This window comes from Variovorax sp. YR752, from assembly GCF_943372545.1.
Genome location: NZ_CALRZC010000215.1, coordinates 1 through 14,519, shown reverse-complemented (window position 1 = coordinate 14,519; position 14,519 = coordinate 1). Strand labels below are relative to the sequence as shown.

General features: G+C 69.3%; 9 protein-coding genes. All 9 read left to right on the top strand.

What is annotated here, in order from left to right:
- Positions 1-940: amino-acid N-acetyltransferase (gene argA, locus AAG801_RS33070; protein WP_341892223.1), on the top strand; the 940-nt coding region annotated here is incomplete at its 5' end.
- Positions 941-953: 13 nt separating this feature from the next.
- Positions 954-1,226: an oxidative damage protection protein gene (locus AAG801_RS33065; RefSeq protein ID WP_341892222.1), complete on the top strand. Its 273-nt coding sequence runs from the start codon at positions 954-956 to the stop codon at positions 1,224-1,226.
- A gap of 107 nt (positions 1,227-1,333) precedes the next feature.
- Positions 1,334-2,371 carry an extracellular solute-binding protein gene (locus tag AAG801_RS33060; protein WP_341892221.1) on the top strand — a complete coding sequence of 346 codons (1,038 nt, stop codon included), beginning with the start codon at positions 1,334-1,336 and terminating at the stop codon, positions 2,369-2,371.
- A gap of 92 nt (positions 2,372-2,463) precedes the next feature.
- Entirely contained in the window at positions 2,464-2,769 is a 306-nt protein-coding gene (locus AAG801_RS33055) for an H-NS histone family protein (protein ID WP_341892220.1), read from the top strand.
- Between the two features lie 26 nt (positions 2,770-2,795).
- The gene (locus AAG801_RS33050) at positions 2,796-5,777 is read left to right on the top strand and encodes an EAL domain-containing protein (RefSeq protein ID WP_341892219.1); all 2,982 of its coding nucleotides are present in this window, start codon (positions 2,796-2,798) and stop codon (positions 5,775-5,777) included.
- Positions 5,778-5,787: 10 nt separating this feature from the next.
- Positions 5,788-7,638 (top strand): DNA primase, encoded by a 1,851-nt coding sequence (gene dnaG / locus AAG801_RS33045; RefSeq protein ID WP_341892218.1) that lies wholly within the window; start codon positions 5,788-5,790, stop codon positions 7,636-7,638.
- A 296-nt stretch (positions 7,639-7,934) separates the two neighbouring features.
- The gene (gene rpoD, locus AAG801_RS33040; protein ID WP_341892217.1) at positions 7,935-10,163 is read left to right on the top strand and encodes an RNA polymerase sigma factor RpoD; all 2,229 of its coding nucleotides are present in this window, start codon (positions 7,935-7,937) and stop codon (positions 10,161-10,163) included.
- Positions 10,164-10,278: 115 nt separating this feature from the next.
- A complete protein-coding gene (locus AAG801_RS33035; protein WP_341892216.1) occupies positions 10,279-11,217 on the top strand; it encodes an adenylate/guanylate cyclase domain-containing protein in 939 nt (312 codons plus the stop codon).
- Positions 11,214-14,519: PAS domain S-box protein (locus AAG801_RS33030; protein ID WP_341892215.1), on the top strand; the 3,306-nt coding region annotated here is incomplete at its 3' end. The genes AAG801_RS33035 and AAG801_RS33030, both read left to right, overlap by 4 nt.

The window sequence follows — 14,519 nt, the reverse complement described above, 5'->3', positions numbered from 1 at the left end:
CCTCACCGCGCGGCCGGTCGGCATCGTCGACGGCGTCGACTTCAGGCACAGCGGCGTGGTGCGCAAGGTCGACGCGGCGGCGGTGCGCCGTGCGATCGACACCGGCGCGCTGGTGCTGCTGTCGCCGTTCGGCTTTTCGCCCACTGGAGAGGCCTTCAACCTGACGATGGAAGACGTCGCCACCAGCGCCGCCGTCGCGCTGCAGGCCGACAAGCTGCTCTTCATGACCGAGGTGCCGGGCATCCGCGAGAAGCCGGACGACGCCGACAGCCCGATCGACACCGAGCTCGCGCTGGCCGAGGCCGAACGCCTGCTCGCCGCCCTGCCCGCGCCCACCCAGCCGACCGATACCGCCTTCTACCTGCGCCACTGCGTGAAGGCCTGCCAGGGCGGCGTCGAGCGTTCGCACATCCTGCCGTTCGCGGTGGACGGCGCGCTGCTGCTCGAGGTGTTCACACACGACGGCATCGGCACCATGGTGGTCGACGAGAAGCTCGAGAGCCTGCGCGAGGCCAGCGCCGACGACATTGGCGGCATCCTGCAGCTGATCGAACCCTTCGAGACCGACGGCACGCTGGTCAAGCGCAGCCGCACCGAGATCGAACGCGATATCGGCCACTACACCGTGATCGAGCACGACGGCGTGATCTTCGGCTGCGCGGCGCTGTATGCCTACCCGGAGTCGCGCACCGGCGAGCTGGCGGCGCTGACGGTCTCGCCGAACGTGCAGGGCCAGGGCGACGGCGAGCGCATCCTCAAGCGCGTCGAACAGCGCGCCAAGGCGATGGGGCTGGAAAGCATCTTCGTGCTGACCACGCGCACCATGCACTGGTTCATCAAGCGCGGCTTCGCCCAGGTCGACCCGGACTGGCTGCCCGAGGCGCGCAAACGCAAGTACAACTGGGACCGGCGTTCGCAGGTCCTCGTCAAGAAGCTTTGAAAGGAGTCACACCATGGCCCGCACCATCCAATGCACGCATCTGAAGAAGGAAGCCGAAGGCCTGGACTTCGCGCCCTACCCCGGCGAACTCGGCAAGCGCATCTACAACGAGGTCAGCAAGGAAGCCTGGCAGCTGTGGATGAAGCACCAGACCATGCTGGTCAACGAGAACCGGCTCAACCTGGCCGACCAGCGCGCCCGCCAGTATCTGGCGCGGCAGATGGAGAACTTCTTCTTCGGTCAGGGCGCCGAGCAGCCCGCCGGCTACGTGCCGCCATCGGCCTGAGCTGAGCGCCGTGTCCCTGCCCAGGCCTTGATCCCGCGCAAGGAAACAGGACTGAGAACGATTCTCGTTCGACGATAGAATGCGGGCATCCGATTCCTGGAGCCCGCATGAAAGTCCGAACCATCCTGCTCGCCACCGTCGCCGCACTGGCCACCGCCCTGCCCGCTGTCGCCCAGGAGAAGGTGCTCAACCTCTACTCTGCGCGCCACTACCAGACCGACGAGGCGCTGTACGCCAACTTCACCAAGGCCACCGGCATCACGATCAACCGCGTCGATGCGGACGACGCCGGCATCCTTGCCCGGCTGAAGAGCGAAGGCACAGCCAGTCCGGCCGACGTGATCCTGCTGGTCGATGCGGCCCGCCTGTGGCGCGCCGAGACCGACGGGCTGTTCCAGCCGGTCAAGTCGGCGGTGCTCGAGCAGCGCATCCCCGCCACGCTGCGCGGCGCCGATGCCGGCCAGGGCTCGCAGTGGTTCGGCTTCTCGACCCGCGGCCGCGTGATCGTCTACAACAAGGCCGGCATCAAGAAGGACGACGTCGACACCTACGAGGAACTCGGCGACCCGAAGAACAAGGGCAAGGTCTGCACGCGATCCGGTTCGCACCCGTACAACCTGTCGCTGTTCGGCGCGGTGATGCAGCACCTCGGCGAGCCGGCGACGGAATCCTGGCTCAAGGGCGTGGTCGCCAACATGGCCCGCGCGCCCAAGGGCGGCGATACCGACCAGATCAAGGCGGTGGCCAGTGGTGAATGCCAGATCGCCATCACCAACACCTATTACCTGGCCCGCATGATGCGGTCGGCGAATCCCGACGACCGCGCCGTGGTCGAAAAGGTCGGGGTGGTTTTTCCGAACCAGGCAACGTGGGGAACGCATGTGAATATCGCCGGTGCCGGCATGGCGAAGAATGCGCCGCATCGCGAGGCCGCCCGCCAGTTCCTCGAATACCTGTCGAGTGATCAGGCGCAAGCCTATTTCGCCGACGGCAATAACGAATGGCCGGCGGTGGCGTCGGTCAGAACGGCCAACCCGGCACTCGAAGCGCTGGGCAAGTTCAAGGCGGAAACGATTCCCGTTGCTGTGACTGGCATGAACCAGACCAAGGTGCAGCAGATGCTCGACCGCGTCGGCTACAAGTAATTCATCGGGAATCACCTGACACGGTGCCGCGGCAGGTTTCTGCCAAGGTCCCTAGAATCCGCCCGACAGAATATTCATCGGGAGCGGCTGCCATGGCGACCTTGCAGGAACTGCTGACGCAGAAGGAAGCGCTCGAGCGCGAAATCGAGCTGACGAAGAAGCGCGACCGCGCCGAGGCGATCGCCAAGGTGCGTGCGCTGATGGCCGAATATGGCCTGACTCTGGCCGATCTCGGCGGAAAATTGCCCTCCGCGTCAAAGGAAGCCTCGCGCGGCAAGGTCGCTGCCAAGTACCGCGACGCCGCCACAGGGCAGACCTGGAGCGGGCGCGGCCTGCAGCCGAACTGGCTGAAGGCGGCGCTGGCGGCCGGCCGCAAGCTCGACGACTTCAAGCTCTGACCTCTCCCGACGAGCCGCCGAACCACGTGTCGAGCATTCGCCTGCGCCCCCTGGCCGAGGCGCCGCCGTGGGGTGGCGCCTTCTGGCTGATCTGGGGCCTGGTGCTGGCCGCGGCGTACTACGCCAGCGGCATGCTCGGGCTGGCGATGCCGCAGATCGGCGAGCAGGTCAGCCTGATCTGGCCACCCGCCGGGCTCGCCTTCGCCGCCCTCGTGCGTCTCGGGCCACGGCTGTGGCCGGCCGTGATGCTGGGCGCCTTGCCGGTGGCGCTGTCCACCGGGCTGCCGCTGTGGGCCGCCACGCTGCTGGCGATCGGCAACGGCGCAGCGCCGGCGCTGGCCGCGGAAGGCCTGCGGCGCCACGGCCTGCATACGCAACTCGATCGTCGCCAGGACCTTCGCCTGCTCGCGGTGGCCAGCGCCGCCGCCACCGTGCTGACTGCCACCAACGGGGTGTGCTGGCTGGTCATCAGCGGCGCGCTGCCGTGGGCTTCTGCGCCGCAGGCCTGGCTCTACTGGTGGCTGGGTGACCTGATGGGCGTGCTCGTCTTCGGCGTGCCGCTGCTGACCGCCTCGCGCGCCACCCTCGAACGCGCGCTCGGCGACTGGCGCTGGCTGCCCGGCATGCTGCTGGCCGGCGGCGCCGTGCTCGCCGCATGGTTCGCCTTCCGCGGCATGCCAGGCACGGTGTCGCCACTGCTCTTCCTGCCCTATTTGTTGCTGTGCTGGCTGGCGCTGCGCAGCGGTGTGTTCGCCGCCTCGGCGATCATCGTGCTGATCGCGACGATCGCCGTGCTGGCGACGCTGGCAGGCAGCGGCCCATTCGCCGATGCCGCCCCCACCTCGGCCCTGGCCATGCTGGCGGGCTACCTCGCCACGCTGGCGGCGTTGCCGCTGCTGGTCACGGCGCTGGTCGGCGAACTCAGCGCCACCGAGCGCCGCTGGCAGCTGGCCCTGGCCGCCTCGAGCCTCGGCGTCGCCGACTGGGACCTGCGCCGCCGCGAGATCGAGTTCTCGCCGCGCTGGTGCGCCCTGCTCGGCATGCCGGTGCAGCGCGCGGTGCGGCCGGCCGAGGAGTTCTGGTCACGCCTGCATGCCGATGATCTGGCCCCGGTGCAGCGCGCACTGGAGGCGATGCGCGGCGGCGACGAGCCGATCCGCATCGAGTGCCGCATGCGCAGCGGCGACGCCGACTGGCGCTGGATCGAACTGAACGCCCGGGTCGCCGACCGCAACACGGCGGGCGAGCCGATGCGCCTGGTCGCCACCGCGCGCGACGTCACCCGCGAGCGAGAGGCGAGCGAACGCCAGCAGATCGCCGACAGCCTGTTCCTCCAGGTCAGCGAAGGTCTGCTGATCACGGATGCGGAACACCGCGTGATCGAGACCAACCCGACCTTCTGCCAGATCACCGGCTACAACCGCGAAGAGCTGCTCGGCCGGGCACCGGCGCTGCTGCTGGGCGCCGCGGCCGACGAGGGCGGCCCGAATGGCGAGATGCAGCGCAGCCTGGCCGACGAGGGCATGTGGCGCGGCGAAGCGGTGCACCTGCGCCCGGACGGCCTGTTCGTGACGCTGCAGCTGACCGTCTCGGCGGTGCGTGCACACGACGGCTCGGTGCGCAGCCACGTGGTCGCCGTGTCCGATGTCACGCAGTCCCGCCAGCAGCAGGAACGCCTGGCGCGGCAGATCCACTACGACGAGCTGACCCGCCTTCCCAACCGCGTGAAGCTTTCGCAGCTGATCGACGCGGCCCTCGCCACCAGCCAGCGCGAAGGGTCGCTGCTGACGGTGTGCCACCTCGACGTCGACCACTTCAAGGCGATCAACGAGCGCCACGGCCACGCGGTCGGCGACCGGCTGCTGTCGATGCTGGCCGACCGGGTGCATGCCTCGCTGCGCTCCTGGGCCGGCGGCGACGACGTGGCCGCGCGCGTCGGCGGCGACGAGTTCGCGCTGCTGCTGCGTACCGCGACGCTGCGCGAGAGCCACCATGCGGTAGAGCGCGTACTGCAGCAGATTGCCCAGCCCTTTGATCTCGGCCTGGAATCCGGCCCGCTGTCGGTGACGGCGAGCATCGGCGCGACGGTGTTCCCGCACGATCGCGCCGACGGCGAGGCCCTGCTGCGCCACGCCGACCAGGCCATGTACGGCGCCAAGCAGGCCGGCCGCAGCGGCTACCTGTTCTTCGACGCCGAGCAGGACCGCCGCACCAAGGACCGCTTCGTCGCGCTCGGCCGCGTGCAGGAGGCGCTGGATGCGTCCGAGTTCTCCCTGCACTACCAGCCCAAGGTCGACATGCGCGCCGGCCGCGTGCTCGGCGCCGAGGCGCTGCTGCGCTGGAACCATCCCGAACACGGGCTGGTGCCGCCGGGGCAGTTCCTGCCGCTGGTCGAGCACACCGGGCTGGGCATCGCGCTGGGCCGCTGGGTGCTGGCCGAGGGCATTTCGCAACTGGCCACCTGGCTGCGCGCCGGGATGGACATCACGGTCAGCATCAACGTCTCGGCGCGTCACCTGCAGGAGCCCTCCTTCGTCGACGAGCTGGCCCAGTTGCTTGGCCGACAAGGCCCGGAGGTGGCGGGCCACCTCGTGCTCGAGGTGCTGGAGACGGCGGCCCTGGCCGACATCGACTACACCTGCGAGCTGATGCAGCGCTGCCGCTCACTGGGTGTGCGCTTCGCGCTCGACGATTTCGGCACCGGCTACTCCACCTTCACCTACCTGAAGCGGCTGCCTCTGGACCTGCTGAAGATCGACCGCTCCTTCGTGCAGAACATGCTGGCCGACCACCAGGACCTGGCCATCGTCGACGGCGTGATCGCGCTATCGCGTACCTTCGGCTGCGCGGTGGTTGCCGAAGGCGTCGAGACACCGGCACAGGCCGCGCGCCTGATCGCGCTGGGCTGCGACGTCGGCCAGGGCAACGGCATCGCCGCGGCGATGCCGGCTACCACACTGCCCGCCTGGGTGCGCGCCTTCAAAGGCATGGAACCGGCCAGCGCGTAGACTTTGGCCGGTGATTCCAGCCGGCTTCATCCAGGACCTGATCTCCCGCGTCGACATCGTCGACATCGTGGGCCGCCACGTCCAGCTCAAGAAGGCCGGCATCAACCACAAGGGCCTGTGCCCGTTCCATGGCGAGAAGTCCCCCAGCTTCATCGTCAGCCCGTCACGCCAGACCTACCACTGCTTCGGCTGCGGCGCCCACGGCAACGCGGTCGGGTTCCTGATGGAGCACGCCGGGCTGGCATTCCCGGACGCCGTGCGCGAGCTGGCCCAGCAGGTCGGCATGACGGTGCCGGAAGACGACAGCTCGCCGGCCGAGCGCGAGCGTGCCGCCGCGCAGAAGCAGCGCCAGGCGACGCTCACCGACGTGCTGGCCAAGGCCTGCGAACACTACCGCAAGGAGCTGCGAGGCAGCCCGCGGGCGATCGACTATCTCAAGCGGCGCGGCCTGTCCGGCGAGATCGCGGCCCGCTTCGGCCTGGGCTACGCGCCCGATGGCTGGCGCAGCCTGGCCAGCGCCTTCCCGCGCTACGACGACCCGCTGCTCGAGGAGAGCGGTCTGGTGATCGCCAAGCCCGCGGACAGCGGCGACGAGGCCGACACCCGCCGCTACGACCGCTTCCGCGACCGCGTGATGTTCCCGATCCGCTCGGTGCAGGGCGAGGTGATCGGCTTCGGCGGGCGGGTCATCGACCAGGGCGAGCCGAAGTACCTCAACTCGCCGGAGACCCCGGTGTTCAGCAAGGGCCGCGAGCTCTACGGCTTGTTCGAGGGGCGCAGCGCGATCCGCCAGCGAGGCTATGTGCTGGTCGTCGAGGGCTACATGGACGTGGTGGCGCTGGCGCAGTCGGGCTTCGGCAATGCCGTGGCGACGCTCGGCACCGCCTGCACGGCGGAGCACGTGCAGAAGCTGTTCCGCTTCACCGAGTCGGTGGTGTTCAGCTTCGACGGCGACGCGGCCGGCCGCCGCGCCGCCGGCCGAGCCCTGGAGGCCAGCCTGCCGCACGCGGGTGACACGCGCACGGTGCGCTTCCTGTTCCTGCCGCCGGAGCACGACCCGGACTCGTTCGTCCGCGAACGGGGGGCCGAGGCCTTCGAGCGCTGCGTCGCCGAGGCGGTGCCGCTGTCGCGCCAGTTGCTGGAAGCAGCCGGCGAGGGCGTCGATCTCGACAGCGCCGAAGGGCGTGCGCGCATGCTGGCCACCGCACGCCCCTTGTGGAGCGCCCTGCCCGAGGGCGCGCTCAAGCGCCAGTTGCTTGGCGACCTGTCCGCGCACGCACGGCTGCCGCTGGCGGACCTGGAAACGCTGTGGGGCCTTTCGGCGAACTCGCCGGGCGGCCAGGCGCCACGTGAGCGACGGCCGGCCCGACGCGAGTTCCGCCGCCCGGAGCGAGTCAGCCGCGGTGCGGCGAACCTGCTGGACCGTGCGCTGTGGCTGCTCACGCAGCGCGTCGAGCTGTGGTCCGGCCTCGACGGCGAGACGCACGACCTGCTGGCGGGCCAGGCCCTGCCCTACGGCCCGCTGTTCGCCCACCTGGAGCGCGGGCTGCTCGAACACGGGCCGCAGGCGCCGGCCGCCGTGCTCGACGACCTGCGCGCCCAGGCCGAGAGCGTCGGTGCCGGCAGCGTGGTGACGCGGATTGCCGAGTTGCACGAACCCGAGGCCTCGGCCGATCTGGCCACCCAACTCGCCATCGTCGTCGACCGGTTGCGCCTGCAGGCGATCGAGGACGAGCTGAAGCAGCTCTTCGAGTCGGGCGATCTGTCCCCCGATGCGCAGCAGCGCGGCAAGGAGCTCAGCCAGGCACGTGCGCGACTGAAGGCCTCGCTGACCCAGCCCGCCGTCGGCACCGCCGGGTGACACGGGTTTGCCGTGGGTCGTATAATTAAGGGTTTCGTACGCGCGGCAAGAGTGACAGCAGCACCTCCGGGCCCCGGCCACCCTGCGACACAGGGTCACATCAAAGGCCACCCATCACCCGCAAGGGCTGCACCCCCAGGAATGTTCACGCCAGCTTGCCCGCCCGACGCCGTCCTGCCGTTCGTGCCGCCGCCCCGTGGCCGCGCGCCGGCCGGCCTGCCCGTGCATGGGTCCGATGCCGGAGTCGCCTTGGCGGGCGAACCGGCCGCCGGGCCATCCAACTTCCGAGGAATCGCATGACCGCGAAGAAGAGCGCCGCTCCTGCCAAGACTGCTACCAAGGCCGCCAAGCCTGCCAAGGCCGAAGCCGAGGACAAGAAGAAGGTGACCGCGGCCAAGGCCGCCGAACCGGCGAAGGCCGCCAAGGCAGCCAAGCCGGCGAAGGCCGAGGCGCCCGCCAAGGGCAAGCCCGGCCGCAAGGGCAAGGACGACAAGGTCGCCAAGAAGGACGAGCCGGAAGAGGACTTCTCCGACCTGGAAGCGGAACTGGAGGGCGAGCCCGAGGCCGAGGCGGCCGAGGAAGGCGAGGCCAAGGTCGAGAAGGTCAAGCCGCTGCGCATGAAGGTGTCGCGCGCCAAGGAGCGCGCGCTGATGCGCGAGTTCGGCCTCGACGAGACCGCGCTGACCGAGGAAGAGGTCGCCAAGCGCCGGCAGGAGCTGAAGACGCTCATCAAGATGGGCAAGACGCGTGGCTTCCTGACGCACCAGGAAATCAACGATCACCTGCCCGAGAAGCTGGTCGACAACGAGATCCTCGAGGCCATCGTCTCGATGCTCAACGACATGGGCATCGCGGTCTACGAGCAGGCGCCCGACGCCGCCACGCTGCTGATCGCCGGCGGCGGCACGACCACCGCGACCGAAGAGGAAGCCGAAGAGGCCGCCGAAGCCGCGCTGTCCACCGTCGACTCCGAGTTCGGCCGCACCACCGACCCGGTGCGCATGTACATGCGCGAGATGGGCACCGTCGAGCTGCTGACGCGCGAGGGCGAGATCGAGATCGCCAAGCGCATCGAAGGTGGCCTGCAGGCGATGATGCTGGCCATCTCGGCCTCGCCGACGACGATCGCCGAACTGCTCAGCTACTCCGACCGCATCCGCGCCGGCGAAATGCAGATCTCCGAGGTGGTCGACGGCTTCGTCTCGGAAGACGAGGCGGACGACTACGTGGCCGAGGAAGACGTCGACTTCTTCGACGACGAGGACGACGACGACGGCGCCGGCGGCAGCAAGGCGCTGACCAAGAAGCTCGAGGAGCTGAAGACCGCGGCGATGGTCAAGTTCGACTCGCTGCGTATCAACTTCGACAAGATGCGCAAGGCCTTCGAGAAGGAAGGCTACCAGTCGAGCGCCTACGACAAGGCGCAGCACGCCATCAGCAGCGAGCTGATGACGATCCGCTTCACCGTCAAGACGATCGAGAAGCTGTGCGGCATCCTGCGCTCGCAGGTCGACGACGTGCGCCGCTACGAGCGTGAACTGCGCAAGATCCTGGTCGACAAGTGCGGCATGCCGCAGGAATACTTCATCAAGCACTTCCCGCCCAACTCGCTGAACCTGAAGTGGGCCGAGAAGGAAGTCGCCGCGGGCAAGCCGTACAGCGTGGTGCTGCAGCGCAACCTGCCGCCGGTGCAGGAGCTGCAGAAGAAGCTGACCGACGTGCAGGCACGCGCCGTGGTGCCGCTCGAGGACCTCAAGCTCATCAACAAGCGCATGAACGAGGGCGAGAAGGCCTCGCGCGACGCGAAGAAGGAGATGATCGAGGCCAACCTGCGCCTGGTGATCTCGATCGCGAAGAAGTACACCAACCGCGGCCTGCAGTTCCTCGACCTGATCCAGGAAGGCAACATCGGCCTGATGAAGGCGGTCGACAAGTTCGAATACCGCCGCGGCTACAAGTTCTCGACCTACGCGACGTGGTGGATCCGCCAGGCGATCACGCGCTCGATCGCCGACCAGGCGCGCACCATCCGCATCCCGGTTCACATGATCGAGACGATCAACAAGATGAACCGGCTGAGCCGCCAGCACCTGCAGGAGTTCGGCTTCGAGCCGGACGCGCCGACGCTGGCCGAGAAGATGGAGATCCCCGAGGACAAGATCCGCAAGATCATGAAGATCGCCAAGGAGCCGATCTCCATGGAGACGCCGATCGGCGACGACGACGACTCTCACCTGGGCGACTTCATCGAGGACACCAATAACACGGCGCCGATCGAGGCGGCGATGCAGGCCGGCCTGCGCGACGTGGTCAAGGACATCCTCGACTCGCTGACGCCGCGCGAGGCCAAGGTGCTGCGCATGCGCTTCGGCATCGAGATGTCGACCGATCACACGCTGGAAGAGGTGGGCAAGCAGTTCGACGTGACGCGCGAGCGCATCCGCCAGATCGAGGCCAAGGCGATCCGCAAGCTCAAGCACCCGAGCCGTTCCGACAAGCTCAGGACCTATCTGGACAATCTTTGATTGGTCGGACGGCAGCGTCTATCGCACAAAGGGCTCCCCCAGGGAGCCCTTTTCGCTCCGGTGTCGCTCGTGCAGGCGATAAACTTTGGCCCATGAAGCGTCGCAGCGCCTTCGCATGACCCAGATCGTCGAACGCACCATCCTCTTCGCAGATCTGCGCGGCAGCACGTCGCTGTACGAGACGATGGGCAATGCCGAGGCCACCGCGGTGGTCACGCAGAGTGTCGCCCTGCTGGCGCGCATCGTCGAGGCGATGGGCGGCCAGGTCGTGAAGACGCTGGGCGACGGCCTGATGGCGATGTTCGATGCGCCGCCCCCCGCCGTGGAGTCGGCCGACGAGATGCACGAGTCGATGGAGCGCATCGGCGGGCCGGGCAGCTCGCTGCCTCAGCCGCTGAAGGTGCAGGTCGCGCTGGCCTGCGGCGAGGTGGTCGAGATGTCGGGGGACGTGTTCGGCGATGCGGTCAACGTCGCCGCACGCCTGCTCGATCACGCCGGCGACAACGAGACCCTGCTCACCGCGCACGTGCTCGCCGGCCTGCCGCCGGCACAACGCGACCGCTTCCGCAGTCTCGACCGCATGCAGCTGCGCGGCCGCGTCGAACCGGTGCACGTCTACCTGCTGGAGGCGCAGCGCCATGCCGGCGATACCGCCGCCACCGCCTTCGGCGACATGGCGCCGGCGCAGGAGCCCGAAGGCATCCGCTTGATCTGGTCGCACCTGAACCGCGTCTACAGCGGCGCCAGCCTGCCGGTGGTGCTGGGACGCAGCCCGCAGGTCACCTACTGCATCGACGACACGCGCGTGTCGCGCTCGCATGCACGCATCGACTGGCACGGCGGCACCTTCCAGCTCACCGACCTCAGCTACAACGGCACCTACGTGCGCTTCGATCACGACCCCGAGGTGATCAGCCTGCGCCGCGGCACCTGCACCTTGCACGGCAGCGGCTACATCGGCCTCGGCACGCCGCCAGTGGAGGCCGACGGCCCGTGCGTGCGCTTCGAGGTCATGAAGTTCGCCGACACGCAGCCGCACGACCTGTACACGTGAGCAGCACCGAGCACGCGCCGGGCGAAGCTGCCCGGCTCACGGCGCAGTTGGAGTTGTCAGCTGCGCCCGAGCTCGCGGCGGCCCTGCAGGCGCTGGCGCGTTCTGCATCCCGGCAACTGCAGGGTGAGCGTGCGGCGCTGATCGTCGGCAGCGGCGCGCAACAGCACGAGTTCACGTCCGACGGCGCCCCCTGGAGGGCCGGCGGAGAGGCGATCATGCCGTTGCACCTCGGCCCGCAGCTGCTCGGCAGCCTGCGCGTGTTTCCCGCCGACTGCGCCGGCGCGCCCGGTGCGATGCAGGCACTCGAAGACCTCGCTTGCGTCGGCATTGCCTTGCTCGAGGCCCGATGGCAGCACAGCCGGTTGCGGGACACCGAGCAGCAGGTGCGAGAAGCCAGTGCGGCCGGCAACGACTGGCTGTGGGAGACCGATGCGGACGGCTGGGTGACCTGGGTTTCCGACAGTGTCGAGGCTCACACCGGCTGGCCCGCCAGCCGCGAGATCGGCCAGCACGCGTCGGGCTTCGTTCGGCCGCCACCGGGTGCGGCCGAACGCGAAACCTGGGATCGCTACCGCGCGCTGCGTGCCGCGCACCTGCCCTTCCGCGACGCCGTCGTCGAACGTGACACCGCCCACGGCCCCATGCTGGCGGTGATGAGCGGCCGCCCGCGCTTCGACACCGACGGCCGCTTCATCGGCTACCGCGGCGCCGCACGCGACGTCACGGCCGAGCTCGCCCAGCGCGAGATCGCACAGCGGGCCGAACAACTGCTGATGCAGGCGATGGAAGCCGTGCACGCCGGCCTGATGATCAGCGGCCCCGACGGCCGCGTGCAACTCAGCAATGCCGCGTGGCAGCGCCAGATCGGGCGTTTCGGGGACCCTGCGAACAGCACCTGGGAGTCGCTGGTCCGTGCCATGGCCAGGAGCGGCGCCTACCCCGACGCGGTCGGGCGCGAAGAGGAGTTCGTGCGCTGGCGGCTGTCGATCGCCTCGCCGGCGCCCGCCCCGCATGAACTGCGCTTCGAGAACCAGGTCGTGCTGGTCTGTGACCAGCAGCTCCCGGACGGCCGCACCATCCACCTGTCGATCGACGTGTCGCAGCAGCGCCGCGTCGAGCAGGACCTGCTGCGCAGCGAAGCACGTTTGTCGGCGGTGCTGAGCGCCGTGCCGGACCTGTGGTTCGTCGTCGACCGGGACGACCAGTTCCTGATGTGCAGCGACGAGCAGCACCCGCTGCTCATCGAGCCATTCGAAGCTCAGCGCAGCCGGCCCTTCGGCGCCGCCTTGCCGCCGCCCTTCGATCGCCTGGCACGCGAGGCGCTGGCCCAGGCGCGGCGCAGCGGCGAGATGCAGCGCCTCGAGTACGAATGCACCACGCAGGACGGGTTCCTGCGTCGCTTCGAGGCACGCCTTGCGCCGATGCCCGATGGCCAGGTGCTCTACCTGACCCGCGATCTGACCGAGTTGCGGCAGCTCGAGCGCGAACTGCGCGTTCTGCAGCGCGCGATCGAGGCCGATGCCGCGATGCCCATCGTGGTGACCAACGCCATCGAGGCCGACGGGCCGATCGTCTACGTCAACGCGGCATTCGAGCGACTGACCGGCTATGCGCGTGCCGAGGTGCTCGGCCGCAGCTGCCGCTTTCTGCAGGGCGACGAACGCGACCAGCCCGGTCTGGACGCGCTGCGCCAGGCACTCGCCGAGGACCGGCCCTGCACCGTCGTGCTGACCAACCGGCGGCGTGACGGACAGGCCTTCCTCAACGAGCTGAGCGTGATGCCGATCCGCGATGCCGGCGGCGTGGTGGTGCAGCACCTGGGCGTGCTCAAGGACGTGACCGAGCAGGTCCGCGCCGCCGAGCGGCTGCGCATCAGCGAAGACCTGTACCGCTCGGTGGCGGCGACGATCAGCGACGGCCTGATCGTCGTCGGGCCTGCCGGCCGCATCCTGGCCTGCAACCCTTCCGCCGGCGAGACGCTGGGCTGCGACCCGACATCGCTGACCGGCCGGCGCCTCAGTGAGCTGGGCTACCGCCTGCACGACGAGCACGACCGGCCCCTGACCGAGGATCAGCACCCCGTACGCCGCGTGCTGCTCGGCGGTGCACCGGTGCGCGACCAGGCGCTGATGCTGCACCGGCCCGACGGCGTCACGCGCCAGGTGCTGCTGACCGCGCGCGTTCTGCGCAATGCCGCGGGCAACCAGGCGCTGTCCTGCCTGGTCAGCTTCCGCGACGTCACCGAGCAGCGTGCCGCCGCACAGGCGCTGGCCAGCGCCGAAGTGCGCTGGCGCTTCGCGCTCGAAGGGGCCGGCGACGGCGTATGGGACTTCGACGAGGACACCGCCCAGGTCTACTACTCGCCGCGCTGGAAGGAGATGCTCGGCTACGCCGAACACGAGATCGGCACCGTGATCACCGAATGGTCGCGCCGCATCCATCCGGACGACCACAAGGTGGTGATGCGGGCGATCGCCGACTACCGCGAGGGGCGCACCGCGAACTACGAAACCGAGCACCGGCTGCGCCACCGCGACGGCCACTGGATCTGGGTGCTCGACCGCGGCAAGATCGTCGAGCGGCGCGCGGACGGCACCCCGCGCCGCGTCGTCGGCATCCACACCGACATCACGCGGATCAAGCAGGCAGAGCAGGCCCTGCTCGACAAGCAGGCTGCCGAACTGGCGAGCCGGGCGAAGAGCGAGTTCCTCTCGCGCATGAGCCACGAGATGCGCACGCCGCTGAACGCGGTGATCGGCTTCACGCAGCTGCTGCGCATGCAGCCCGACGGCGGCCCCGCCAAGGTGGTCGAGTACGCCGACCACGTGCTGCGTGCCAGCCAGCACCTGCTGGGGCTGGTCAACGAGGTGCTCGACCTGCAGCGTGTCGAGGAAGGCCGCACGACGCTGCTCGCCGAGGCGCTGGAGCTCGCGCCGGTGATGGAAGACACGCTGGAACTGCTGCGGCCGGCGGCGCTGGCGCAGGGCATCGCGCTGGCCAACCACGTGCCGCCGGGCCGCTGGCTGTGGGCCGACCCGCGCTGCCTGCGCCAGATTCTGATGAACATGATCTCCAACGCGGTCAAGTACAACCGCGCTGGCGGCTGGGTGGCGGTGTCGTTGCTCGACGCCCCGCCGGGCCGCTGCGTGATCGGCATCGAGGACACCGGCTCCGGCCTCACCGACCAGCAGCTGGCGCGGCTGTTCCAGCCCTTCGAGCGGCTCGGCCACGAGACCTCGGGCATCGAAGGCAGCGGCCTCGGGCTGGTGATCACGCGCAGCCTGATCGAGCAGATGGGCGGG

Coding starts and splice junctions, on each gene's coding strand:
- AAG801_RS33065 (WP_341892222.1), top strand. CDS start 954: ATGGCCCGCACCATCCAATGCACGCATCTGAAGAAGGAAGCCGAAGGC.
- AAG801_RS33060 (WP_341892221.1), top strand. CDS start 1,334: ATGAAAGTCCGAACCATCCTGCTCGCCACCGTCGCCGCACTGGCCACC.
- AAG801_RS33055 (WP_341892220.1), top strand. CDS start 2,464: ATGGCGACCTTGCAGGAACTGCTGACGCAGAAGGAAGCGCTCGAGCGC.
- rpoD (WP_341892217.1), top strand. CDS start 7,935: ATGACCGCGAAGAAGAGCGCCGCTCCTGCCAAGACTGCTACCAAGGCC.
- AAG801_RS33035 (WP_341892216.1), top strand. CDS start 10,279: ATGACCCAGATCGTCGAACGCACCATCCTCTTCGCAGATCTGCGCGGC.